Below are 26,035 nucleotides of genomic sequence, written 5' to 3'. Positions count from 1 at the left end.
TGTCCAAAAAGTGAATTGAAAGTTTTCTAGGACATTTTGGGCTAGACATAAGTAAAAACAATATGGCTTATAAGAAAATTCATTCTTTTTCCCCAAGAATTTTATTCAATAATCTTGCCCGATTGTTGAATTAGAAAGGCGGTTTAATCCACCTCCTCAACTGAACCTACTGTTATTGAGCCATTTCAACAAAAAAAGCGTTAATTCTTAAAAAAAGCGTTAATCCTTCTTAGATCAACGCCCCCATGGGTCCTCATGATCTCTGATGGCTCAAGAGCAATGACATTATATCCCCTCACCGAATCATGGGATTATTACAGTACTTACTTAGCTCACTTGGTTCCATACTTAACTTGTCCATCTTATTTTGGTCTATCAACTACTTGATCCTGCTTAAAAACGGATTCCAATGACTCTGTAATTTCTCTAAATGACAAAGTGTTGATGTGATAATAAGTCATACTTTCTTACGTTTTCGTTCTAAAAATACAGGGGCTATATTTAGTAGGATAGAAACAAATGTCAAAAACCATAGTGCCCTTTCCATACCAGGTACTACATCCGATAAAGCCGCCCAATCTTCTACTTTTACCCACCGGGATACATAACTGTATTCTGCACAAAGTGTTAATGCTGTAAATGATAATCCCATTGCCATAGCAAGCTTATAATCCTTTCCTGCTGTATACATATAAAGATTTATAAAAGTTACTATTATTGCAATAACCCCTAATATTACCCACATAACTATTCCTCCATATATTTTTATTTATAATAAGAAGGCAATAGTCCGAGATCATAGGCTGGTCTTCGATTTTTGCCCTCTTCGGTTGGAATAAGAGGTACATAAATTTTAATTGAAAATTAGCTTTAAATAGTCTGCGTGGCCTCTTACTAGTTCAATTTCTTCGTCAGATGATACCCAAAAGAATTGAAAAGTAAGTCCTTTTTCTTCTCCTCCACCTGTCGGATTGTGCTCCCATTCATCAGCAATTTCATTACAGTCTATCTTATAAAAATACCTATTATGTATAGAACCATCATCATTTTCCCAATAGTCTTCTGATATCAAACGATCCACTTCAAAACTTTGAATTCCAGTTTCTTCTTTAATTTCTCTAATTACTGCGTTATATGTACCTTCTTCCTCTTTTACTGTACCTTTAGGTATTTGGATACCTGCCTCAGGGATATCCTTGTGCTGAAATACCAATACTTGTATCTTTCCATCTATTACTCTTGTGACGTATCCATAAGCTTTTTTTATTGGTGTCATAAATAACACTCTCCAATAGATTTAAGGGCATTTAAATTCCACTCAATATTCACCTGATTTCCTCCGCCAACTCTAAAATAATACCCTCCGGACCACGAACGTAGCACAACCTATATTTGTCTTCATATTGCTGGATCTCACTAAAGATTTCCGAGCCCTTCATTTTCAAATTTGAAACAATTGTTTCAAGATCTTCAACAGCAAAGCAGATATGTCGGATACCCAGCGTGTTGGGGAACGTTTGCTGAATACCTTCTTCATCTGACGGTGAATAAAATTTGACTAATTCTATCCATGCCTGACCGTCTGGCATCCCCATTCCTACACATGCCGTTTTAACATCTTTAAGCCCAACGATTCTGTCCAACTGCTCTCCTTCCATTTCCCATTCCGCTTGCACTTGAAGTCCTAAATCAAGAAAAAACGCTTTAGCCCCTGAAAGATCTTGTACGTTTATACTCACATGATCAATTCTATTGATTTTCATATCTCATACCTCCTATGTTCCTGATACTTTCAATACCTGTATTCGTGTAAAGATGGTTTGAACTTATCATTTGCTTAGTGCAGAAAATATCCTTCTTTTTAGCATAATACCAATTATTTCAAATATTTCGATTCTGAGCAATCCCTTAATTCTACTAGCCCGTTTAATGGTTAAAGCCTCTTTTTCCATTTACTTTATGAATTCACAAAATAAAACCGAGTCTACTTATTATGTAAGACTCGGTTTCTTATATTTTTACGTGTTCACCCACTTCATACTACTCGCGATAAACATTGAAGCATCCTGATTCATAAAGATTTTTTGCCCATGATGAAACGTCTTAATCTCAGTAGAAGTAAACCCCACTTCAGAGAGTTTTTCTTTCAGATTTTCATGATCAAATCCGTTATGAACCTTTGGGTGACTGATTTGTTCGTTTTTGTCAAAATCTACGATGATGAGCTTGCCGCCATCATTTAGAATGGTGAACAATTCTTGTAGAATTTTCTTAGTTTCTGGAATATGAAGAAGGACGAGGGACATTAATACGATATCAGCCTTAAGATCGGGGGTTCCTTGGGTGAAATCTGAATAAAGTACTTCTGAGTTGGTGATTCCCTTTTGAGAAATCTTAGCTTTCGCAACTTCCAGCATCTGTTCTGATGAATCAACTAACAAGATAGAATCTACTAGGTCTGATAATGCTAAACTAATGAGGCCAGTACCACTTCCGTAGTCTAATAATGATTTTGATTTACTATTTTGCAATTTTGATCTTACTTCCTTAACTATTACAGTAGCTAGCTCTTTTCTTTCTTCAGTATCGTATCTTTTTGCCATATCTTCAAAGACGTTATGTTCCACAATCCACTCCCCTATTCATAAAGAAATCCTGCTTTATGGTGGTCATTATATCAGAACTCGAACCCCTAAAGCACAATTCTCGCTCATAAAGCGAACTTTAGATATCCATTCCATAAAAAGTCGAAATAGTAGGATTGTGACCCAAACAAAAAGCCAATTTACCGTTTAATGCAGTAAATTGGCTTTTTGTTTGGTCTTTATTTATTCAAAATAAGGATGCCATCGGACACTGGACGTTCACCAGTGGTGTCTGACGGCTTGTTTACAAGTTGTTCGTTCACGACCATTGCGGATGAGCCTCCACCATCAAGGTTCATTCCTATAACCGCTCCAAGGGATTGAAGGATTTGAGCACTTTCAAAGAAGTTGACTCCAATGCTCTGTTCAGGATTACGACCTTCTACGGTGATCAATAAGATATTTCCGTTTTCTTTAATACCCGCAAAGGATCTTGGATGACGGTATTGTGCAAAGTGATAATAGAAGTCATTGCTCCAAGCAAACCCCTCTTCTCTTGCCTGAATGTCTATCTTTCCATCGTTAAGAAGTTGAGGTGCTCCCCCTATGATATCTAAACCAGGTTGAGTCTCTACTTGCTTTCCGTCAGCTGTTACGGTTCTTGTGATTGATAACTTCTCTTCAGCTGCAACATGATTTTGTAGCCAATCTGCCCTATCTCCTGTCGCTGAAAGTACACTGCCTTTCGCAGGAATACTGTTCCCTCTCTCTGAGTATGTGTCAACAATGGTCCCTTCTTCATCTAGTACAACCTCAAAGCCATCTCCTTTAGGAGTAGTATCACCGAAATAGGAGTTATATTCAATGATTTCTTCTTGGTCTGTACATGTTACATCGTGTTTGGGTTGATTGGTTTCTGCGTCCTCTACCCCACCGCAACTCCTAATCAATCCAGGTTTGCGGTTGATCCCGTCAATCACTGCTCTTTCTCCACTTTCAGTTTCAACTTGCAGTGAAGTGGAGGTATCTGTTATCTCTGCTCTGTTTTCAGAAAGAAGCAGGCTTGTACGTTCGCCAACCGCTTCGCTTACCAATTGTCCATTGACTACCGAGATTCCCGCCGGATCGCCAGGAACTCCGTCAGCTGAACCTACGACAAAGTAGCCTCCATTTAATCCAGCCAGTGTCCGGTCAGCCATGGAAGAAACGGTTTCTCGTCCTGTGATCTTATCTTTTGCAAGGGCATTCGTCAACTCCCCCTGAAATTTATCAGGATCAATCTCAAGAACATCTATTTTCCACGGTCCCGTTGACATCGTTGTTCCATCATATTCCGAAAAAGTGGCTCTTGCTTTCTCAAATCCGTCTGTTTTCAATTGATCAGCAAGATCGTTCGCTACTTTTTCTTCTTTGAATTCCCCTTTACGCACCACATACCCAATATGTTTCTCTTTTACATCAGTAGATTCAGGGTGTTTATTCTCAACTTTATGAAGTTTTGCTTTGTATCCTTTTTTCTTTAGTTCTTGAATAAGGGTATCCGCTTTTTCCTTTGTACCCAAAAAAGCTACATCCACCGTATAATACCTGTTATCTGAAACATAGCCTCTCTCAATGTCTGTGTACGTAACTCCCCTGGCTAATTGTTGTGTATTTCGTGATTCAGGTAAATTTTTCTTTCCGATTGAGAGGGTCTCTTGCGTATTCGCAGCCTCTGCATCTTGATCATGCAATCCAATTGTCAGAACAGTAGATAGTGATAACACAGATACAAGGGCCGTTTTTATTAATGAGCGGTGCATATTATAAAACCTCCAAACAAATTTTTAATGCACCACCCTACTAAAGGGAAATTAATAATATAACGTTACTATAGTATAAATCTTTGATGAACTTTGTTTATATTTCGTTAACTTTCTATCATAGGAATGAAAACTTCCCGAACATTTTCCCAAAATAAAAAGCCGGCATCCGCCGGCTCCAACAAGCTTAACTATGATTCCTGCATACTTCTCTTAAATCCTTCATCACTTCTTCTTTTTCTTCCCATGAATAAATCGAAGTCCCAACCGCCAATGGATGTCCTCCGCCGTTGTATTTTTTGGCGATTGTGTTGATGACTGGCCCTTTGGAACGGAGGCGGACCCTGATTTGATCACTTTCTTCAATGAAGAAGACCTACGCTTTGATGCCTTTTACGTTCCCCAATGTACTGACCAGTAAAGAAGCTTCTGAAGGAATGACCTGATGCTCTTCAAGAATTTCCTTCGTCATAATCATGCTTGCACAGCCGTCCCCATCCATTTCGAAGTTTTGAAGGACATATCCGTGCAGTTTGATGACATTGGCATCGATCTCGTACATTTTATTGAATAGTTCATTACGGTCAAAATCAAAGCGAATCAACTCGCCTGCGATATCAAACGTATTCTGCGTGGTGCTCGGGTAAAGGAATCTTCCTGTATCTCCCACGATCCCGGCAAATAAAAGTCTTGCGCCCTCATCAGATAGCGTTAATCCTTTATCCTTACCGAACAAGTAGAATTCATAAATCATTTCACTTACTGAGCTTGCTGAAGTATCGATCCACAAGTAATCTCCGTATGCATCTTCATTGGGGTGATGATCGATTTTCACGAGTTTATCCCCCAACTTATAACGACTGTCACAGATTCGTTCTTCATTCGCCGTATCGCACACAATGATTAGCGCTCCCTCGAAAACGTGGACTTCTATGACATCCAGACGTTTTAAATAATGAAGGCTTTCATCTTCTTGCCCGACGGCATAAATCTTTTATCCAGGAAGGACGCATTCAGCATTTCCTCAAGTCCCCTTAGGATCCATAGTCATCGGAATCTGGGCGGACATGTCTATGTACAGTGATCGTTTCATATTGTTTGATTGTTTGACGAGGTCATGATTTAACTTCAAAGCTAAAAGGGACGAGAAAAATATTCAATCTTCTATTAAACTGATGGGGCTTTTGCTGAACAAGCAGCTAGCTCTAGTGTTTAAGCTTATTGGTTCGCAATTTAAACAAGCCTGCCCTTTGAACTAAAGAATTAGTTACAACAGATTGGGCATATTAAAATTCATAAGTAATCCTGCATCCATTTTACACCAATTATTGCAAAATGGTGTATCTGATTCAAAGAAAATTTTTCCAAAATCCAAGAGGTTCCTATATAGTATTGCTCTACCACATAATTATTGCCCCTATTACTCACTTCCCTTAAATATCATTATTAGGATTTACTGCATAATTAAAAGGACCATTACTAATTACTAAAATACAATAGAAAAACTATATCTTGTTCATTTGACCAAATGACATTCCAGGAAAAAGAGAGGAATAAAATTGCTAACTGAAATAAAAGACATGAATCATTTTAAAGAACTGTCAGGAAGATCTTATGATTTTAAAACGACAACTATTTCTCTCTCCAATCAAGACATTACCATTTCCTATTTCAATACTCTGATTGATGAAAAAGTTCTTCAGCAACAAGTCCTTCGCGCAATACAAAACCGCGCTTTGGATTCCGAACTAAAAAAAATTGAGGACTTGTTAACCTGGATTCCGGTTGACGATATAGAGATTACAGATAAGTTCCAGGAAATACAATCAAAAGTATTGAAAGGATATGCAGCCATCCACTTCAATCATAATCAGAGAGAAAAATATGCTTTAGTTAACTTGTCTACCAAAAAAGGGATGCGTGAAAATAATGATACGGAAAATGAGTTTAGTGTTGTTGGTCCAAAGGTAGGGTTCGTAGAAGACATTAGCACTAACATACGTTTGCTTAGGGCTCAAATAAACATTCCGAATTTGGTTGTAAAGGACTTTACTATTGGCACAGTGTCCAAAACAAAAGTCGCCATTGTTTATATAGAAGGAGTAACAAATAAGCAATACATCGAGACTGTTGAACAGCGGCTATGCGATATGGATTTTGATGTTGTGTTTGATTCATCTCAGCTGGAGCAGATTATTTCTGACAACTCTAAGTCTCCATTCCCAATTTTCCTCTCAACGGAACGGAGAGATCGTGTAGTATATTCACTTATCAGTGGACAGGTAGCCATAACATGTGAGGGTTCCCCCTATTTTGTTACTGGTCCTTCAAGCATTTTTGATTCTTTCATCTCACCGGAGGACTATTATTTACCATGGGTTTTAGGATCTTTCTTTCGAATCATTCGAATTCTCGGAGTACTTTTCTCTTTATTTGCGTCGTCAATGTATTTAATTTTAACTACTTATCATTACGAAGTCATTCCAATGGATTTGCTTGGTCCCCTTATCTTTTCAAGGCAGGACGTTCCTTTTCCCCCTGTTGTTGAAGTTTTATTTTTAGAGGTCACAATCGAGTTCCTTCGAGAAGCAGGTGCAAGATTACCTACTAAAATCAGTCAAACATTGGGTATTGTAGGGGGGGTAATACTTGGTCAAGCAGCGGTTGAAGCAGGGTTAACAAGTAACATCCTAATTATTATTACTGCTCTATCTGCGTTAGCTTCATTTACGACTCCCTTATTTAAGATGTCTAACACCATTCGTTATCTACGCTTTCCAATTATTATCCTTTCCTCGCTATGGGGAGGAATTGGGATGTTTATTGGCATAACCTTCATTCTCATCCATTTAACTCAATTAAAATCATTGGGTGCCCCCTACACCGTTCCTTTATTTCCACTAAGAGTGAATGATTTTGGGGATAGTATTATACGTTCTTCTTATAAAAATCTAAATAAAAGACCCGGGTATTTAAGACCTACCTCTATATTACGTTACGTTATTCGTACAGATAAATTTAAAAAAGACTTTACTAATGAATAGAAGGAGTAAGCCACTATGGCTAAGACTACATTTATTATCCTGATGATCGTTTTGAGCACATGTTTACCAGGTTGTATTCCCAAGCAGAAAGTGGTTGATGATATTGAACTCCCCCAAATCCTTAGTATTGATATGGATGGAAAAAGCTATAAAGGGGCGGTCCTTATTCCTCGCTATAAGGCAATGGGGGATACAGAATTCAAACTGATAGATACTGTTTCCAGTTCTAATTATGATCTTATTCCAAGAATAAACCGCAGGTCAAAACATCAAGTTGAAATAGGTCAATTGGGAATGGTGTTATTAGGAAATGACTATTCAGAAAAGGGAATTGGAGATCAATTACAAAGTTTGACCCGGGATCCAAAAATCCCTTCAATGCTTCAACTCGGAGTAGCAGAGGGTAATGCCGCAGAATTATTGGATATAATACAAAAATCAGGAGAGCCCTTTTTTTTATCCTACATGGTCGAACAAAATATTAAAAGCGGTAATCTACCTATGATGAATCTACATGAAACATTATTCAATTATTATGGAGAGGGACGGGATATGTTCCTTCCATTTTTCAAGCAGGAACAAGGAGAAGTGAAGATTGATGGATTAGCTTTATTCAAAAAAGATAAGAAGATCATTAATATTAACAATGAAGAAGCTTTCTTACTAAATTTACTTCTTAAAAACGCTAAAATTGGGAGTTATATGGTTCCAGGTACAGAAGAATCATTAAATGAAGGCCCTGAGAAGCAAATATTAATTCATATTAACAAATCAAAAGTATCTATGAATGTAAAGATAGAAGAATTCCCCCCCTCCATTTCCATCCATTTAGAAATAAATGTAAAAGTGGAGGAGATCCCAAATATAGCCGTATTAAAGTCAAAGGATAAGGTAACAAAACTCGAAGAAAAAATGGGAGATCATTTTGAAAAAGAGATTCAAAAATTAATATCTTTTTTCCAGGAAAATAATGTGGATCCTGTCGGTTTTGGGGACTTAGTTAGACATAAATCTAAGAATTTGAACTCTAAAGAACTAAGTGAAATGTATCCAGAAATAAATACACATGTAAGTGTGAACGTCACGATAAATCAATCAGGAACTACAGAATAAATCAATTGATACTAAAAGGGAGATCTATTATTTATGAAGAATCCGATTGATGAAAAATATCAAATATCCCCCTTCTTCATTGTATTTTTGATATATGTCAGCATGGTCGGTGTAGGAATATTGAACTTCCAGCACAGCCTTGTCAAAAGAATGGGAAATGACTCATGGATGACGATCCTATTTTTGGGAATAAGTATTCACTTGATTATCTGGATGATCTACAAGATTCTACTTCTAAAACAAGAAGGGATTGATATTACCCATATTAATACTTTATGTTTTGGTAAAATACTTGGCAGTACAATAAATGTAGCCATCATTCTTTATTTTTATATAGGGGCTTTTATTGAATTTCGTGCCTATATTGACGTTGTTCAAGTCTGGGTCTTTCCAGAAATGAATACGTTACTAATGGGAATAGTATTATTGTTTCTTATATATTATACGGTATCTGGAGGGTTTCGAAGCGTTACCGGGCTTAGTTTCTGGGGAATGGTGATTTCATATTTAATCGTCATTCCGTTCATACTTTTGCTACTCCCCCATCTCCATCCTCAGAACCTCATGTCACTCAATGACCATTCAATGCCCGAAGTCCTCTCTTCGTTTAAGAGCACACTTTATATATTCATGGGGTTCGAAGCGATCCTTGTCTATTACCCTTTTATAAAAACTCCAGAAAAATCGCAAAAATGGGCCCATTTCACTATACTATTTGTAACTTCTTTCTATTTGTTAACAACGCTCATAACGTTGATGTTTTTCAATGTAGACTATATTCGTCATCTTCTATGGCCGACGCTCACTATGCTTAAGATCATTCAAGTACCTATTCTGCAAAGATTAGAGTATTTAGCGATATCGGTTTGGTTGATCAAAATTTTGGCAAACATTTCTCTCGGCCTTTGGGTAGCGAGCCGAGGAATGATGAACGCCTTCAAAACTAAGCGGCGTACAAGCCTCCTGGTTTTTCTCATTGGAATGCTGTTAGCAGGTCTATTCGTAAAAGATTACAAGAGTATTCGCCTGTTAACAGATTATCATTCAACGATGGGCATTTACTTTCTTTATATCTATATTCCAACCATGTTTTTCCTTACAAGACTAAAGAAATTTTAGACCTTAACCTAATGATTCGCTCTTGCTAATTTTCTTACCTACGAACATATAAACCATGTCCCGATTGAAAGATGCGCTTATTCCCGCTTTATTAAGTAGATGAACACCTTGACTGTGAGGAGATCACTCGAGCAAGATGATGTCAGGTTAATTTATAGATGGGTTGACTCGGCAAACTATACTTTTGCCGAGTCAACCCTCTATTCTTTAACAGCTCTGCTTCAATAACTGGTTTATGTTCATTTGAAGCAACTAGGAAGTATAAAAGACATGCTATCCGTCTGACCTTGTTCAATATTGTTAACGAATAGTAGTTTAACAAATCCTGCTTGCGAAGGCGGGGATCTTACTAAAGAAGGATGAAATTCTGTTTGGATAGGTGTATCCCCTTTAATTATCATTACCAGCTGTATTTCCCATTGCAATTGAAATTCTGTTCCAACTATTGATCTGATTGATTATCAGTACTAGGTCGACATATTGTTTCTCATCAAAATGTTCCCGGACACGTCTGTATAGGTTGTCAGGTACCCTTTTGCTTGGAATTAGAGTGATATGTTCGGTCAGTTCCAAGGCTACTTTTTCTTCAGGCGAATAAAATTCGCATTCTTCCCAAGCGCTCAGGCAATAAATTCGCTGTTCAGTTTCTCCCATTTTCCTGGCATCAGATGTATGCATGTTGATGCAGAATGCACACCCATTCATTTGAGAAGCACGGATCTTTATAAGTTCTCGAAGTTTGCGGTCAATCTTCGTTTTTTTCGTATATTTCTCCATATCCATCATTATTTTCATAGCATCGGCAGCAACTTCATAATAAGCAACTCTTTGAGTCATAAGGCATCTCCCTTTAGAATGATTTATCTTAATTCTCCCCAAATGGGAGTAATAAAGTATGAATGTAATTTTTTTTAACTAACATAGAATTAAATTAAACAATCGTTCAGTTCTAGATGTTTCTTAATTTTTACAATTTTGCTCTATGACTAGTAGCATTTCTTACCGGCAGAATGAATTATTAACTATTGTGGTTTTTTGATTTTTCATAGGTTATGTTGATACCACCTGATGTGAGTAATGACGAGTAAAAATTTTAGAATATTTAAAAACATAGATAGCGATAAACGTAACGAAGATGTTAAAAATAAGGAGAGAAAAATGCAAATCAAGAAATAGTGTTAGCAATCCGACACCCACTACAGGGAAAATAAATCCTGAATAAGCAAACAAATAAAAGACCGAAATTGCTCTTGGACGCTCTACCGGATTAGGTAACTGCCCTGCAAATGTTAAAGCTATTTGAAAAGTCCACCCACCACCAATGGCCTGAAGGATAATACCTGTCCATAGCAATGGTAAATTTGAGACAATACCAGAAGCAACAATGATCCAAGCCCCAGTTAACAGAAGCAGCATTCCAATTCGTATTCGTTTGACTGAATGACTTAACCAGGGAATAAACTGAGCCAAAACTCCCCCAATGAGGAGAACAAAGATAATCATCCCTGAAACTGCGAGGTTGGTTGTTTGAATGACACTTTTGACAAAAGTAGGGATTAACGAAAAGACAATCCCTTGTATGGTGAAAACTATAAATATCGGCAATCCTGCCATCAAAACAAAAGGAGAACGAATTTCCTTTGGTAACCCTAAAGAAACCTTTGCATTACTTTTCCTCTGCTCACCAGTAATGGAATCCTCAGGGAGAGTTTCCAATAAGAGCAGCGAAATGATTAGAAGTGCGAGTAAGATTCCATAAGGAAATTTGAGTGGTTGCAGATTACTATATTCAATAATTAACCCTGCAATCCCAGGACCAAATCCAAATCCTGATAGTATAGCTACTCCTGATAGTTTAATCGCTTTTTGGACCCTATCAGGGGAAGTCTGGAGTATTAAAAAAGCAGCAGCTGTTCCTGTGAATGCCCCATATGCAATGCCTTCCAGTAATCTTGCTAAATAAAGCATCCAGTCATTAGCGCTTACGAGAAAAATAAGTGCGGACAAAATGGATAGCCATATACTGATACGTACAATCCTTTTCAAACCCCATCTAGTCGAATTCACACCAATAACAAGCAAACTAGGTAATAAGAATGTTGCATAAATAGAAAATAGTAGTGTGATTTCCAAACTGTTCATGTCATACGTCTCACTGTACAAAGGAAATAATGGAGCGACAAAGGTAGCCCCTACCGACATTAAAAATGAAACTAACAGCATACGTTTCACTATAGAAACACCTTCTTTGTATTTTCATTAGAAAATGTACTTCCCTGAATCTTATTCCCTGTTTTATGCCTCAGTAAATTTGTGACAATCACCCTATTCTGAATACTCCATTTGGAACGTGTTTAACCGACTCAGTTCAGACAAAAAAAGACTTATCGGTCTCTTTTTTGTCAAAAAAATATGAAAATGGATCTTTACTGGAAAAGAGTGGACCTTATCTGTTTAATAACCGAATCTAAATAGGATTTATCTTGAAACAATCGGCTTAATGCTAAAGAACCTTCCAAAGAAGAGAGAATAAATATAGCTAATTGTTTATCATCTAATCGATTGTCAATTTCTTCGTGTTTTTTTCCATATTCTATAATGCTCTGAATTAACTTTAATAATCCGGCGAACCCTTCTTTTATGGAATCCTCAAAATCCACTTTCGAATCATCTGCTTCGATGGCAGCATTCATTAGTGGACATCCTCCAACTACTATATTGTCCTCGTATAATGAACAAAAGATGGAAATAAAAGCGTCAAGCTGTTCGTAGGCAGTGCCTTTTGCTCCGACTGCTTCATAATATTTTTCTTTTAATACGTTTTTTGAATGCGAAAATGATTCTTTTGCCAATGTATCTTTGTTATCAAAATGATTATATATCCCTCCCTTTTTAAGACCAGTTGCTTCCATGATATCTGAAATGGAGGTCATTTTATAACCAGTTTTGTTAAACAATACAGATGACTTTTCTATGATGTGTGTTCTGGTTTTTTTTCCTTTATTCAACATTTCACCCCCCAAAAAAAGAACAATCGGTCTTTTTTAATGATATTACTTCGACCTACTCATGTCAAGTATCAGAGGTGTGCACTATCGAAGAATAGAAAAATGTTACAGCTGGCTTTGTTCTTTTACTTCAATACGGTGATTATTAATGTATTTCTCAGCACAGCACCTACAACTTTTAGTAGACGATACTTTATGGAATAGGGAAAGGGATCTTTATGCCAATCAATGTCAAGGTGGGGACTGTTGTTTGTTAGAAGATACTGATAAGAATAAGGAACTCATTTCATTTTACTTATGGGAACTTCGAATAACCATAACAATCCTATTGTTATAAAAACAGCCAAGAAATAGGTCAGTAATGGTTTTTTATAATGAAGTCTTAAGATGGGTAAGGAATACAGATAAAAAAATATAGACCACTTTATATTCCAGCCATTATGAAAGGTTATGAGGCCCACTTTGTTGTTAATAAACTCTATAAGAGATAAAAATGCCGCCCAAAAAATAATCCAAGCACCTTGCTTGACCTTACCAGATGGATATCGTCCTAGATATAAAAGTACAATGCAAGGATAAAATATAAACATGACTATCATATTATTCAAAGTATGGTTTGGTATAAGAGCTGTAGGCTCGTATTGCCACAACGTGTGATTATATGTTAGAAAATTATATAATAAATCGAGCAGGATAAAGAACAATATGGTAGATTGATACTTCTTCCAATTCCGCCAATCTCCCCATCGCCATGCAGCAAATATCCACAAGATTACTCTTATAATCATGAACATATAATCCCCTCCTAATAAGAAAAAACACCTCTATTATTATTTCCATACCTCCGATTCACAATACATTAAATGAAATGAAGACTTTTACTCTCATTAAGGGCTATTCCCCTTCACTTTCTATCTTAACAATTATTTCTCGAAAATTTGAAAAGGTAGCCATAGCACTTCCTCTCAAGTATAAAAACAACCTTTAGACCTTAAAGCTACTTGTCTGCGGCTCACCACCATTCGCATTAGCCAGAAACAAGTAGCATAAACATTAGCCATTATAATTTGAAGGATACCACAGTACTGATCACCTCGACCTCAATCGTTTCCCTCATGCTATTATCTAGTTAGAAAAAAATACCCATCGTCAAAACGAGGGTTGAAAACCCCGGCCGTTTCTGGATTTTACAGTCCCGAAAAGAATAAAAATTTAAAAAGATGAGCACCCACTATGAGTACTCCTCTTTTTCTAGTTAGATGTTTTCCTGTTTTAATCCTTCAATGATGTTCTCTTTTCTGATTTTCGAGATGGAATAGAGCATGGCAGAGCTGACGATTATAAATATTGCAATGATTCCAAAAAGGATATCCATCCATGGTAACGAAAATGCGCTGACTAATATGAAACCAGAGGCGCCACAGACGAAGTTGCTTGAGAAGCGATTGAAAGCAGCTCGGATTGGGGCAGATATACTTCTTGCACAATGGACAGGCAAGGAATTGGATGTCAGCAAAGCAGATTTGATGGAAGTGAAAAAGGTGTTGGAGGGTTTGCTTATAACACTTCCTTCATTTCTTGAGAAATCAAAAGCGGGTAGTGGACAGAGGACCTATATTAAGAGAAGGATAAAGGCTTATAAAGTAGCAGTCTTCTATATAGAAGATTTTATCGAATCGGACGAATAAACGTAAGTATCTCTCTTCAAGATCGTTGCACGTTTTGGATCTATAAACGGCAAACGATTATACTTCCACATAAACTAACCCTTTTGCCCGATAAAAAGCCGGCATCCGCCGGCTCCAACAAGTCTTATCTATGATTCCTGCACACGTCTCTTAAATCCTTCATCACTTCTTCTTTTTCTTCCCATGAATAAATCGAAGCCCCTGCAGCCAATGGGTGTCCGCCGCCGTTGTATTTTTTGGCGATGGTGTTGATGACTGGCCCTTTGGAACGAAGGCGGACCCTGATTTGATCACTTTCTTCAATGAAGAAGACCCACGCTTTGATGCCTTTTACGTTCCCCAATGTGCTGACCAGTAAAGAAGCTTCTGAAGGGACGACCTGATGCTCTTCCAGTATTTCTTTCGTCATAATCATGCTTGCACAGCCGTCCCCATCCATTTCGAAGTTTTGAAGGACATATCCGTGCAGCTTGATGACATTGGCATCGATCTCGTACATTTTGTTGAATAGTTCATTACGATCAAAATCAAAGCGAATCAATTCGCCTGCGATATCAAACGTATTCTGTGTGGTGCTCGGGTAAAGGAATCTTCCTGTATCTCCGACAATCCCGGCAAATAAAAGTCTAGCGCCTTCATCAGACAGCGTTAACCCTTTATCCTTACCGAACAAGTAGAATTCATAGATCATTTCGCTTACTGAGCTTGCGGATGTATCGATCCATAAATAGTCCCCATATGCATCTTCATTGGGGTGATGATCGATTTTAACGAGCTTATCCCCTAAAGTATAGCGCTTATCACAGATTCGTTCTTCATTTGCCGTATCGCAAACGATGATTAACGCTCCCTCGAAAACGTGGTCTTCTATGATATCCAAGCGTTTTAAATAATGAAGGCTTTCATCTTCTTGCCCGACGGCATAGATCTTTTTATCCGGGAAGGACGTTTTCAACATTTCCACGAGTCCTCCCTGGGAACCATAGGCGTCAGGATCCGGGCGGACATGTCTATGTACAATGATCGTTTCATATTGTTTGATGAGGTCAAGTATTTGTTCTTTCATGGGAATCTCCTTTGTAGTGGATTTTTTATTTGGCATTCTGTCCTGATATCTGTAAAATAGTAGCGAGAGAAGTCAACGATGGAGGACAAAATTATGTATTTTCTAGCACTACTGATTGTCGTAACATTCACGTTTTATGTCTTTTATAAAATCAGACAGGTCCGGACGAATCGACCAATGGAAAAGAAATGGTTATCGGCGAAGGCAAGCATCGCACTTGGGCTATTTGTTGCCCTGTTTGGGATCAATCAGCTGTTTTTATTCCCTGGGACGCTGACGTATTTCATCGGCGCTCTTTTCATCCTGATTGGACTTGGAAGCTGCTGGGCAGGCTATAAGCTGTACAAGCATGTGCTTCCTTATGCTCAAAGAGAAGCGAAGGAATTGGATAAGCAATAAGGTACGAAAGACTAGATGTTTGATCTAGTCTTTTTTTGTTTGTAGGTACTTTTTAATAAGCGAGTAGTGGTTGATTTCCGCTCCAGATGCTCGCTTTCCGCGGGGCGTGAGTTGAGCCTCCTCGGGCTTTGCCCTGCGGGGTCTCAACTTTCCCGCTATTCCCGCAGGAGTCGAGCATCTTCCGCTCCAATCAACATAAGTATTATCTGTTTAACTAATACTTCCAAATACATACTAATCACTACATTTATAGCCTTGGGTTGCTAATAAAGTGAACTAATGACGATCAATTAACTGGCAAATCATCAGGGATTTCCCTACCATTACACCTTCACAATATACTTCAACATCCACTTTACCAAATTTCCTTCCGACGTCGAGCACTTTGGGGTGAATTTCGAGCATGCTCTCCATTTGGACGGGCTTGATGAAATAGATGGTCATGTTTTCAATGACAATGTCGCCTTTTTTGTAGGGTTTCAATGCACGGTTGGCCGCTTCGGTCATCAATGTCGTGAATACCCCGTAAGAGATCGTCCCGATACCGGTCGTCATCTGCGGCGTCACGGCGAATTGGTAGACTTCTTTATCGCCCTTCTTTTCAGCTGCTGCCTCCACTGCGTTACTGATCAGATCATCGATCGTTTCCCCGACCTGCGGCTGCCTTTGGATCATTTGAAGTGCCTTCAATACGTCCTGACGGCTGATGATTCCCTGTAGCCTGTTTTGTTCATTGACGACGGGAAGTAATTCGATCCCTTCCCAGATCATGATATGAGCGGCAGAGGCAACGCTTGTATTCGGGCTGACGGTGATCGGCTGCTTCGTCATGATCTTATCGATGCCCGTATATTTCTCCTGCCCCATGACGTCTTTCGAGGTGACCATCCCATGTACCTTCAGGTTGTTATCCACTACTGGGAAACGGCTGTGGAAGGTATACTGATTCTTTTCGTACCATTCCTCCAACGTATCATTGATATGCAGGTAAGCCGTGTCATCCGCTTTTGTCAAAATATCTTCTACTAAGATGATTTCCTTTTTGATGAGCTGATCATAGATCGCCCTGTTGATCATGGTGGCCACTGTAAAGGTGTCGTAGGAAGTGGAGATGATCGGAAGCTCCAGTTCGTCTGCGAGCTTCTTGACATGATCTTCTGTATCGAATCCCCCGGTGATGAGTACGGCAGCCCCGGCTCTCAGTGCATGTTCATGGGCCTGGGTACGGTTCCCGATGATCAACAGGTTTCCCGCTTCCGTGTATCTCATCATGGCTTCAAGCTTCATCGCTCCAATGACGAACTTATTGAGCATTTTATGTAATCCCGTTCTTCCACCCAATACTTGTCCATCAATGATATTGACCACTTCTGCATAGGTGAGCTTTTCGATGTTATCTTTCTTCTTTTGTTCGATCCGGATCGTCCCAACACGCTCGATGGTGCTGACGTATCCTTTGGTTTCGGCATCCTTGATCGCTCTGTATGCCGTTCCTTCGCTTACGGTCAATGCTTTTGCAATTTGGCGGACGGAGATTTTTTCACCGACTGGCAAGGTATCTATGTAGTCTAGTATTTGTTCGTGTTTAGTAGCCAATGCTTTTCACCCTTCTTTATAACGTCCTGGTTTATATGTTTATTATAATGTGAAAAGCTTGGTGTTTCAATTTAATCGGGGCTTACATTGGTGTAAGCCCCGATAATTTAATGAACTTGTCTCTTCTAAAGTAGAAAGTGCTGGTTGATTTCCGCTCCAGGTGCTCGCTTTCCGCGGGGCGTGAGTTGAGCCTCCTCGGGCTAAAGCCCTGTGGGGTCTCAACCTTCACGCTATTCCCGCAGGAGTCGAGCACCTTCCGCTCCAATCAACATCAGCGGTTCGGTTCTTTCAAGTTCACAAAAAACAATACCCTATTAAATAAAAAGCTCATCCAAATGATCTCGATCTCACTTTCCGTACCGGCTTCGATTTTAACTTCTTACCCTTACTTGTTCCTTTAGGTGTGTATAGAAGGGCTGCAAGATTTCCTGCTACGACAAAGGTGGCGAGGACGAGCCAGCTGATGGCGAAGGTGCCTTGAAGGCCTTCAGCGAAAATGGACATGCGGGGAGCTCCGTAGTAGATGAGTGCTCCTGTTACGAGTAAGCATAGTATATATCGTTGTTTCATGCGTTCTTCCTCCTCTCTGGGCTTGTATCATGTATATGCGAGTGAGTGGAGGATATTGTGTAAACATGAGAAAAAGGGTGATGCGAATGCACCACCCTTATTTTATTAGTATTCGATTACGTCTCCGGCCTTCATGATCTGCCCTTCAGAATCCTCGAGCAGCTCGATGAATTTGTTTGGATCCTGCTTGATTGGCGGGAATGTATCATAATGGATCGGCACAACTTTCTTCGCTTTTAAGAAGCTTGCTGCCGTGGCCGCATCTTCAGGTCCCATTGTGAAATTATCCCCGATTGGAAGGAAAGCAAGGTCAATCGGATGTCGTTCCCCGATTAGTTTCATGTCGGAGAATAATCCTGTATCCCCTGCATGGAAGATGGTTTTTCCTTCAATCATTAAGAGAACGCCTGCTGGCATACCCATGTAGATGATTTCGTTGCCGTCTGTGATGAGACCTGATCCGTGGAAGGCTTGAGTCAGCTTCACTTTACCGAAGTCAAATTCATAGGCTCCACCGACGTGCATCGGATGGGTCTTCACTAATTGCCAGCTTAAGTACGTAGCCAGTTCATGATTTGCAATCACCAATGAGTCGTTTTTCTTCGCAAGCTCGACGGTGTCACCTACGTGATCGTTGTGACCGTGTGTAAGGATGATGACATCCGGCTTTTCGTTATCCACTTTAAGGTCCGTCAGTTCGTTTCCGTTGATGAATGGATCGATCAGGATCGTTTTACCATTGGTTTCGATTTTGACTACTGAATGTCCATGATATGAAATCTTCATTTTACATCTCCTCCAAATAAACTTATCTATTTTTCTTTCTCTCGTTTGCTATTTTATGTTATACCCCAATTTTATAAAAATAAGCGAGTAGTAGCAATTAAGTTGTTGTCTCTACTCATATAAAACAGTAAAAAAAAACCAAGGTTAACCCTTGGTTAGAAAGACTATCTATTTTACCGCTGATTGATCATCCGTTTCCTTTTCCAGTACATTCTCGACATAATCTTTGCCCCATTCATACATACCCTCTAAGATTGGCAACAGTCTTTCCCCATGCTTGGTGAGTGAGTATTCGACTTTAGGCGGGACGACAGGATACACTTCCCGGTGCACGATTAAATGATCTTCAAGTTCTCTTAATTGGTTGACAAGCATTCTTTGAGTGATACCCGGCATAAGAGATTTTAATTCTCCAAATCGTTTTGTTCCTTCCTTGCCTAGATGCCATAAAATCAACATTTTCCATTTACCACCGATTACGGCGAGGGTTAATTCTTTTTCACAGTTGAAATTTTTCTCTCCTAAATTTGGCATTTTCCTCAACTCTCCTTTATTCATCCATTAGTATACTTTTTATCACTATATGCGGTAAATGTGCGTACTTTAAATTCAATTACATACTGAGTATACTAAACAGCATGCTAGTGAGTAAATAACTTTTAATATAGAAACATTTACAACTAACCACTTAGCACAACCAATAAAATTCTCTAGAAGGAGCGAATATAAATGAAGTTACAATTAGCATTAGATCTTGTGGATATTCCAGGAGCCATTGCATTAGTAAAAGAGGTAGAAGAGTATATTGATGTTGTAGAAATTGGTACACCCGTGGTGATCAATGAAGGCCTAAAAGCAGTGAAAGAAGTAAAAGCAGCATTCCCTGACTTAACCGTATTAGCGGACTTAAAAATTATGGATGCAGCTGGATATGAAGTAAGTCAAGCCTCTGCTGCGGGTGCGGACATCATTACGATTCTTGGAACGGCAGAAGACGAGTCAATCAAAGGCGCAGTAGAAGAAGCCCGAAAACAAGGGAAACAAATCCTTGTTGATATGATTGCGGTGAAAGACGTTGCAGCCCGTGCGAAAGAATTGGACGAACTTGGTGCCGATTATATCTGTGTACACACAGGTTATGATCTGCAAGCTGTAGGAAAAAATTCATTTGAAGATCTACACACGATCAAAAGCGTTGTGAAAAATGCCAAAACGGCAATTGCCGGTGGGATCAAATTAGAAACACTACCGGAAGTTATTAAAGAACAGCCTGACCTCATCATTGTAGGTGGCGGGATTACAAGCAAAGAAGATAAACGAGCGACTGCACGTGAAATGCAGGAATTAATTCACCAAGGGTAATGAAACGATGAATTCTACTCAATATTTAGCCAAAGTCGTAGAAGAATTAAGACAAACAGTGCACTTAATCTCTGATGAAGAGGCAGAGAAATTAGTAAACCTGATTCTAGAATCCAAGAAAATCTTTGTGGCTGGTGCTGGCAGATCTGGATTGATGGGGAAATCTTTTGTGATGCGAATGATGCACATGGGGATTGATGCCTATGTCGTTGGAGAAACAGTAACAGCTAACTTAGAAAAGGATGATCTATTAATCATTGGATCAGGCTCAGGAGAAACCAAAACGCTAGTGGCCATTGCTGAAAAAGCTAAAAGCTTGGGAGGTACCGTCGCAGCGATAACAATTTCTCCTGAATCAACCATCGGGGAATTAGCTGATCTGACCATTACATTACCTGGAGTAACGAAAGACCAATCCGAAGGTGATTACAAAACAATCCAACCAATGGGCTCACTATTTGAGCAAACGATGTTGTTATTTTATGATGCCATCATCCTGCGCTTCATGGAGAAAAAGAGATTGGATTCTACTAAAATGTATGGTAAACATGCCAATCTCGAATAGAGTAATAAATACAGAAAAAGCCACATTTCAGAATGTGGCTTTTTCTGTATACTTCTATTTTTAATGTAAAGTTTTGCACTCCAATCACCATAAGTACATAACACGGAGGGCTTCATAATCTCTACTATATTTACATAAAAAAGCCGACTGAACATTCCCATGCAGTCGGCTTCGTGATGTTATTGTTGCTCTAATTGTGTTCTTGTGTCTGAGTAGTCTACAGCGTGTGCTTCGGCTACTGCTTGGTATGTTACATATCCGTTCAACGTGTTGATACCTTTTAATAGCGCTTCGTTTTCCAGGCATGCTTTTTTATAGCCTTTGTTTGCGATTTGAACCGCGTAAGGTACTGTTACGTTTGTAAGTGCGATCGTAGACGTACGTGGTACGGCACCAGGCATGTTGGCAACGGCATAGTGCACAACTCCGTGCTTCACGTAAGTTGGATCGTCATGCGTTGTGATGCGGTCCGTTGTTTCGAAGATTCCACCTTGGTCGATGGCGATATCGACTACAACTGATCCCGGCGTCATCGCTTTGATCATATCTTCTGTTACTAATTTAGGTGCTTTCGCTCCTGGAATCAGTACAGCTCCGATGACTAGGTCCGCTTCTCTTACAGCTTGTTCGATATTCAGCGGGTTGGACATAAGTGTTGTTACGTCGCTTCCGAAGATATCATCCAGCTGACGAAGGCGATCCGGGTTAAGGTCAAGGATTGTTACGTTGGCACCAAGTCCGACAGCCATTTTCGCTGCGTTCGTACCGGCAACCCCTCCACCGATGATCGTTACTTTACTGCGGCGAACCCCTGGTACACCTGAAAGTAATACACCTTTACCACCGTGGATCTTCTCTAAGAACTGTGCACCGATTTGAGTCGCCATACGTCCAGCCACTTCACTCATCGGAGTCAATAATGGAAGGGCACGATTCAGTTCAACCGTTTCGTACGCGATTCCGATCACTTTATTATCGATTAACGCTTTTGTTAATTCAGGTTCTGGAGCAAGATGTAAATATGTAAATAAGATAAGTCCCTCACGGAAATAAGAGTACTCACTTGGAAGTGGCTCTTTCACTTTCATGACCATGTCCATGGACCATGCTTCCGCTGCAGAATCAACGATGTGTCCACCTGCTGCTACGTAATCTTCGTCTGTAAATCCTGAGCCTAATCCAGCTCCTGATTCGATGTAAACCTCATGTCCAAAAAGAACCAGATTCACAACACCTGCGGGAGTCATAGCCACCCGATTTTCATTATTTTTAATTTCCGTTGGTACACCAATACGCATACTAAGCCAACCTCCTAAATGCACTATTGCTCCTTGGAGCATTTACTTCCTAAATATAACACTATTCATCTATAATAGCGAAGGGCAATTACTCACCCTGTAAGCACTTACATTCTAACAAATAAATAAGGAAATATCTCTATTTTTCTTTAAAAAATTTAATGATTATTTCTTCGCTTTTTTCCAAAAATTCTTTAAAATAGAAACAGTGCATCTTAGTATACCCAAAGGAGACTTTTTCATGAAACAACCCATGATCGAACGACTCGGACTAGAAAAGGTCCCACCACAATTAAAATCAACCACATGGATCGAATACTTCATCATACAACTCGCCTTCTCCGTGAACGCAGGAAACTTCCTCATCCCGGCTCTGGCCGTCCTTGAAGGCGGACTATCCTTTCAGGCAGCGTTCACAGCCACCGTACTCGGAGCAAGCGTCGCCTTCCTATTCGTATCATTCCTGTCTCTACCGGGCTCCCGCTACGGCCTGCCCGCTCAATACGTCCTGCGATCCATCATCGGAACCCGGCTGTCGATGCTCATCGCATCCCCCATCCGGTCCCTGACGTCCCTCTACTGGTTCAGCGTCCAAACCATCGGAGGAACCTTCGTCATCATCTCCATGGTGGAAAAAGTAACACCGTACACCATACCATTCATACCGGTCGCCATCGGACTCGCCATCATCATGACCCTTCTAGCCCTCATCGGCTTCGAAGCCGTCAAGAAAGCGACCAAACTATTCATCCCGATCCTCGTGATCGGCCAGGGAATCATCCTGTACCTGTTCCTAACAAAAGGAGCCGATTCCCTCCCAACACTCACACAAGGCCAGGAACCATTCTCCATCGGAACGTTCCTATTCTACTCAAGCCTCGTCTTCGTCCAATACATCTCAGGCGTCAGCGCATCCTCCGACATCACCCGCTACAGCAAAAGCGACCGCCACGGATTCTGGGGACTGTATGGAGGAAACGTCGTCGGATTCATGATGACGGCACTCCTTGGAGGATTGAGTGCAAGCTTGTTCAAGGATCTGAATCCATTCGTGGCAGCTGGGCAGTTGACCGACTCCAGCCTGCTTTTAATGGTGATTACGGCTTGTGCTATGGTGTCGATGATTTCGATTAATCTTAGTAATGCGTATACGGGGGGATATAGTCTGCTTAATGCCCTGCCGTCCCTATCGCGGATTCAGAGTGCACTGTTGTTCAGTGTCGCCGGAATTATTTTGAGTTCGTTTCCTCAGCTGGTTTATAATGCGCAGGAGTATATTTCATATCTGGGGATCTTGATTATTCCGATATCGGCGATTGTAGTGGCTGATTATTTGGTGATTAGGAGAGGTAGGATTTCTGAGAGTGCACTTATTAGGCTGGCGAGTGGGGAGTCCAATTTTAATCGGGAGGCGTTGCATGTTTTAATGATTGGAATGGTGGTTTATTTGGTGATTCCGGATTCGTTTTCGCCGGGGTTTAGTTGTTTTTTGATGACCTCTATTATCTATGTGTTTAGTAAAAAAAGAAGTAGGGTGGGAAATCAGGGCCATATACAAAAACTTGGATAAGGAAAAAGAGCGAACCTATATGTTAGGTTCACTCTTTCTTGTTCAATAAAATCCAAGAAGTGGAGAATGTAAATTACCTTGTCCGTCTACTAAAAATATTGCATCATTATCTTGAATTAACTACACATAATTATAATTATGTGCATATTAAAACTCCATACTAACAAATTTAACTCCCGTTACAGACTTAGCTTTTATAAATAAAAACGAAATGTATTATTTAAAACTTTATACCGCATTATTCATCTTTAAAATAATCATAGTCAATACTCTTAACAACAAAAGTTTGGCTAACATCTACACCGACATTGTGATCAATCATAAGTTTAGCTAATTCTTTTCCATCAATAAGTATAATTTTTTTCGCTTCTCCCAGTTGTTTAGCATATTGTCTAGCATTTTCAGTAAAATAAGAAGTAGTGATGAATACACCTTTCCGTGCTCTTTTACCATCAAGAGCCCCTGAAAAGCTTTGAACAACATCACGTCCAATGGAGTTTGTAGCATTATATCGTTTAGCCTGAACATAAATGTTATCCAGTCCAAGCTTATCCTCTTTAATGATACCGTCAAGACCTTCATCATTACTACGTTGCGTAACTTCCCCATCACCATAACCCATAACGGTAAGAAGTTCTATAACTATATCCTCAAATTTAATCCAGTGTACATTTCTCAGTTGTTTTAAGAGTGTTTCTGCCAGCTCCTGCTTTAATTCATCAATTTTCTCTTTTACTACCGTTAAAGGATCGACTACCTTTTCTAGTTCCTCAATTTCTTCTTCAATTTCATTTTTGTTTTCATTCAATAATTCCAATCCATCAAGTGTAATTTGATACGTTAACTTATTTACTTCCTCTATGTAATTTTCTTTCTTTAAGCTATAGCGTACACTCCTTACTCTTGAGAGAAAAATTATGTCTGATGTGTTTTCGTACTTCATTACCTGTTGCTCATCAGACAATTGAAAATAAGCAACCAACTTTTTTGTGATTTCGTTTGCTGGATAAGGCTTGCCATCTTTAATCAAACTTAAATAAGGCATCATCATTTCTTTTATTGAGGGGATTGTATCTTTAATTTGCCTGTGTTCTTTTTTACTTAATTTGTTGAACAGAGCCACTTCATCTAATTCATTTTTAGGTAAACCTTCATTTTGTAGAAGTAGTTTAATTTCTGGAATGAATAATCCTTCCTCATTCAATCTTTTTAACAGTTTCATAATCCTTAATGACTCTGTATTATACATAATCCTATTTCCAGATGTTTCTTCAGGAATAAATTCTTTAAAATTTTTTACCCATCTACGACCATTTGACTCTGACCAACCTACTATTTCTGACATTTTCTTCTTGGATATCAAATTACTCTTGCCCACCATTTTACCTCCTTCCATGAGAAAATCCGCTATTATTAGTTATGTTATTATAAGAGCATATTACTCTTATTATATAGTTATTATAACATCAATTTTAGCATATTTATCCAGTAAAAAAGCACTTTCACAATTGTAAGTAATCTCATTTAGATATAGGTTAATATAAACAGTGTCTCTTCAAGACTTATCAATTTAGAAATATTTAAATAGCTATTTAACCCTTGCCTACTTACTTAAGGTTCTTTTAAGAATTATTCTTTAATCACGAAAATAGGGTTAGACCCCCAGTACAGTAAAAGTGAATTTGCTTCACAGAGGTCACTCAAATTGGCCGTAGCTTATAGATATGTTCATTCGAACTACCAAAAAAATTTTGACGATAATAATGATGCTACAAGTTTTCAAGAGGAATAGTTATAACTTATTTATTTAATTGTTATAACAATAGTGAGAAACTAATGAATTACTCGAAGAATGTAACATTGAGTATGATGGAAAAGAAATTTCCTACAGAATGATGAATTATAATGTTTTTGAAGATAACTAAAGTTAAACTAAGGATTAATTTGGGATGCTTTTTCTATTTCTGGGTCAGATCCTCAGCACATTAATGCTTACGTGTGACGCGAGTCTGACACCATTATAGGAGTGGTTCCTTTTTCCTGTCTGAATCTAAAGATTCTTTCTGTTAGTTAGATACATACATATACATATAATAATAATTCACGGAATAAAGTTCAGATTAAATTTCAAAAATTAATCTCTTATGGAGTTCTTGTAATTTTTCATTCGCAAACATGTTTATATCCAAGCCTTTCCACTCACATTTTTCAAAATAAAGTTTCTCTTCTTTATTATTGATTTTTAAAATTGCTACAAAAGTTTCCCCTTCTCCATCTAAATAAGAATGCCATTCATTATCAATTATTCCAATTATGTTTTTATTGGTACTTACTGTTTCATTAATTAACCTTATATAAGTGTTTATTGCTCCAACTATTTGATTTTTATAAATTTTTTCGACTGAAATACTCATTATTATCCACCTCCTTTTCTAATCATTTCCAATTTTCAATTAATAAAACA

Annotated in this window: 25 protein-coding genes and 1 pseudogene; 8 read left to right on the top strand and 18 right to left on the bottom strand. The window is 38.8% G+C overall.

Translation table 11 applies throughout. The features are described from left to right. Window positions 1–457: 457 nt before the first annotated feature. The 6 genes and pseudogenes from ACFQWC_RS00210 to ACFQWC_RS00185 form a co-directional block, all read right to left on the bottom strand. Window positions 458–745 carry a hypothetical protein gene (locus tag ACFQWC_RS00210; RefSeq protein ID WP_377105522.1) on the bottom strand — a complete coding sequence of 96 codons (288 nt, stop codon included), beginning with the start codon at window positions 743–745 and terminating at the stop codon, window positions 458–460. A 108-nt stretch (window positions 746–853) separates the two neighbouring features. Next, a complete protein-coding gene (locus ACFQWC_RS00205) occupies window positions 854–1,276 on the bottom strand; it encodes an NUDIX hydrolase (protein ID WP_377105521.1) in 423 nt (140 codons plus the stop codon). Window positions 1,277–1,325: 49 nt separating this feature from the next. After that, window positions 1,326–1,763, bottom strand: a complete 438-nt coding sequence (locus ACFQWC_RS00200; protein WP_377105520.1) for a VOC family protein — start codon at window positions 1,761–1,763, stop codon at window positions 1,326–1,328. A 255-nt stretch (window positions 1,764–2,018) separates the two neighbouring features. Continuing rightward, a complete protein-coding gene (locus tag ACFQWC_RS00195; protein ID WP_377105518.1) occupies window positions 2,019–2,627 on the bottom strand; it encodes a class I SAM-dependent methyltransferase in 609 nt (202 codons plus the stop codon). A gap of 197 nt (window positions 2,628–2,824) precedes the next feature. Continuing rightward, entirely contained in the window at window positions 2,825–4,387 is a 1,563-nt protein-coding gene (locus ACFQWC_RS00190) for a phosphodiester glycosidase family protein (protein WP_377105516.1), read from the bottom strand. A gap of 187 nt (window positions 4,388–4,574) precedes the next feature. After that, a pseudogene (locus ACFQWC_RS00185) lies at window positions 4,575–5,490 on the bottom strand (DHH family phosphoesterase). Window positions 5,491–5,967: 477 nt separating this feature from the next. Between ACFQWC_RS00185 and ACFQWC_RS00180 the strand changes: the two are divergent. From ACFQWC_RS00180 to ACFQWC_RS00170, 3 genes are read left to right on the top strand one after another with little or no spacing between them, the layout of a single operon-like run. Further along, window positions 5,968–7,431 carry a spore germination protein gene (locus tag ACFQWC_RS00180; protein ID WP_377107190.1) on the top strand — a complete coding sequence of 488 codons (1,464 nt, stop codon included), beginning with the start codon at window positions 5,968–5,970 and terminating at the stop codon, window positions 7,429–7,431. Between the two features lie 15 nt (window positions 7,432–7,446). Next, window positions 7,447–8,544 (top strand): Ger(x)C family spore germination protein, encoded by a 1,098-nt coding sequence (locus ACFQWC_RS00175; RefSeq protein ID WP_377105514.1) that lies wholly within the window; start codon window positions 7,447–7,449, stop codon window positions 8,542–8,544. Window positions 8,545–8,577: 33 nt separating this feature from the next. Continuing rightward, entirely contained in the window at window positions 8,578–9,663 is a 1,086-nt protein-coding gene (locus ACFQWC_RS00170; protein ID WP_377105512.1) for a GerAB/ArcD/ProY family transporter, read from the top strand. A gap of 390 nt (window positions 9,664–10,053) precedes the next feature. Here the strand turns inward: ACFQWC_RS00170 and ACFQWC_RS00165 are convergent, their stop codons facing one another. The 4 genes from ACFQWC_RS00165 to ACFQWC_RS00150 form a co-directional block, all read right to left on the bottom strand. After that, window positions 10,054–10,500: a carboxymuconolactone decarboxylase family protein gene (locus ACFQWC_RS00165; protein WP_377105510.1), complete on the bottom strand. Its 447-nt coding sequence runs from the start codon at window positions 10,498–10,500 to the stop codon at window positions 10,054–10,056. 213 nt (window positions 10,501–10,713) lie between these two features. Then, a complete protein-coding gene (locus tag ACFQWC_RS00160) occupies window positions 10,714–11,886 on the bottom strand; it encodes an MFS transporter (RefSeq protein WP_377107188.1) in 1,173 nt (390 codons plus the stop codon). 203 nt (window positions 11,887–12,089) lie between these two features. Further along, window positions 12,090–12,671 (bottom strand): TetR/AcrR family transcriptional regulator, encoded by a 582-nt coding sequence (locus tag ACFQWC_RS00155; RefSeq protein ID WP_377105508.1) that lies wholly within the window; start codon window positions 12,669–12,671, stop codon window positions 12,090–12,092. A gap of 281 nt (window positions 12,672–12,952) precedes the next feature. After that, window positions 12,953–13,459, bottom strand: coding sequence for a CBO0543 family protein (locus ACFQWC_RS00150; RefSeq protein WP_377107186.1), 507 nt, complete (start codon window positions 13,457–13,459; stop codon window positions 12,953–12,955). A gap of 534 nt (window positions 13,460–13,993) precedes the next feature. Between ACFQWC_RS00150 and ACFQWC_RS00145 the strand changes: the two genes are divergently transcribed. Then, window positions 13,994–14,359 carry a hypothetical protein gene (locus tag ACFQWC_RS00145; protein WP_377107282.1) on the top strand — a complete coding sequence of 122 codons (366 nt, stop codon included), beginning with the start codon at window positions 13,994–13,996 and terminating at the stop codon, window positions 14,357–14,359. Window positions 14,360–14,483: 124 nt separating this feature from the next. Here the strand turns inward: ACFQWC_RS00145 and ACFQWC_RS00140 are convergent, their stop codons facing one another. Beyond that, window positions 14,484–15,425 (bottom strand): DHH family phosphoesterase, encoded by a 942-nt coding sequence (locus tag ACFQWC_RS00140; protein ID WP_377105506.1) that lies wholly within the window; start codon window positions 15,423–15,425, stop codon window positions 14,484–14,486. Between the two features lie 93 nt (window positions 15,426–15,518). Here ACFQWC_RS00140 and ACFQWC_RS00135 point away from each other — a divergent pair, with 93 nt between their 5' ends. Next, window positions 15,519–15,824, top strand: coding sequence for a YtpI family protein (locus ACFQWC_RS00135; protein ID WP_377105504.1), 306 nt, complete (start codon window positions 15,519–15,521; stop codon window positions 15,822–15,824). 276 nt (window positions 15,825–16,100) lie between these two features. Here the strand turns inward: ACFQWC_RS00135 and ACFQWC_RS00130 are convergent, their stop codons facing one another. The 4 genes from ACFQWC_RS00130 to ACFQWC_RS00115 form a co-directional block, all read right to left on the bottom strand. Further along, window positions 16,101–17,420 (bottom strand): DRTGG domain-containing protein, encoded by a 1,320-nt coding sequence (locus ACFQWC_RS00130; RefSeq protein ID WP_044339354.1) that lies wholly within the window; start codon window positions 17,418–17,420, stop codon window positions 16,101–16,103. Between the two features lie 327 nt (window positions 17,421–17,747). Next, window positions 17,748–17,990 carry a hypothetical protein gene (locus ACFQWC_RS00125; RefSeq protein ID WP_324744920.1) on the bottom strand — a complete coding sequence of 81 codons (243 nt, stop codon included), beginning with the start codon at window positions 17,988–17,990 and terminating at the stop codon, window positions 17,748–17,750. Window positions 17,991–18,095: 105 nt separating this feature from the next. Further along, a complete protein-coding gene (locus tag ACFQWC_RS00120) occupies window positions 18,096–18,776 on the bottom strand; it encodes a metal-dependent hydrolase (protein WP_377105501.1) in 681 nt (226 codons plus the stop codon). A gap of 168 nt (window positions 18,777–18,944) precedes the next feature. Beyond that, window positions 18,945–19,310 (bottom strand): winged helix-turn-helix transcriptional regulator, encoded by a 366-nt coding sequence (locus ACFQWC_RS00115; RefSeq protein ID WP_377105499.1) that lies wholly within the window; start codon window positions 19,308–19,310, stop codon window positions 18,945–18,947. Window positions 19,311–19,505: 195 nt separating this feature from the next. Between ACFQWC_RS00115 and hxlA the strand changes: the two genes are divergently transcribed. Next, entirely contained in the window at window positions 19,506–20,138 is a 633-nt protein-coding gene (hxlA, locus tag ACFQWC_RS00110; protein WP_044339358.1) for a 3-hexulose-6-phosphate synthase, read from the top strand. Window positions 20,139–20,145: 7 nt separating this feature from the next. Further along, the gene (gene hxlB, locus ACFQWC_RS00105) at window positions 20,146–20,703 is read left to right on the top strand and encodes a 6-phospho-3-hexuloisomerase (RefSeq protein ID WP_377105496.1); all 558 of its coding nucleotides are present in this window, start codon (window positions 20,146–20,148) and stop codon (window positions 20,701–20,703) included. Window positions 20,704–20,882: 179 nt separating this feature from the next. Here the strand turns inward: hxlB and ald are convergent, their stop codons facing one another. After that, window positions 20,883–22,001 (bottom strand): alanine dehydrogenase, encoded by a 1,119-nt coding sequence (gene ald, locus ACFQWC_RS00100; RefSeq protein ID WP_377105494.1) that lies wholly within the window; start codon window positions 21,999–22,001, stop codon window positions 20,883–20,885. A gap of 241 nt (window positions 22,002–22,242) precedes the next feature. Between ald and ACFQWC_RS00095 the strand changes: the two genes are divergently transcribed. After that, the gene (locus ACFQWC_RS00095; RefSeq protein ID WP_377105492.1) at window positions 22,243–23,571 is read left to right on the top strand and encodes a purine-cytosine permease family protein; all 1,329 of its coding nucleotides are present in this window, start codon (window positions 22,243–22,245) and stop codon (window positions 23,569–23,571) included. A gap of 238 nt (window positions 23,572–23,809) precedes the next feature. Here the strand turns inward: ACFQWC_RS00095 and ACFQWC_RS00090 are convergent, their stop codons facing one another. After that, window positions 23,810–24,952, bottom strand: coding sequence for a restriction endonuclease (locus ACFQWC_RS00090; RefSeq protein WP_377107184.1), 1,143 nt, complete (start codon window positions 24,950–24,952; stop codon window positions 23,810–23,812). Between the two features lie 739 nt (window positions 24,953–25,691). Then, window positions 25,692–25,985, bottom strand: a complete 294-nt coding sequence (locus tag ACFQWC_RS00085) for a hypothetical protein (protein WP_377105490.1) — start codon at window positions 25,983–25,985, stop codon at window positions 25,692–25,694. Window positions 25,986–26,035: the final 50 nt, after the last annotated feature.

Source organism: Rossellomorea sp. GCM10028870, assembly GCF_042666755.1.
Taxonomy (GTDB): Bacteria; Bacillota; Bacilli; order Bacillales; family Bacillaceae_B; genus Rossellomorea.
The sequence above is the reverse complement of the archived record's forward strand: the minus strand, read 5'-3'. Positions and strand labels throughout refer to the sequence as shown.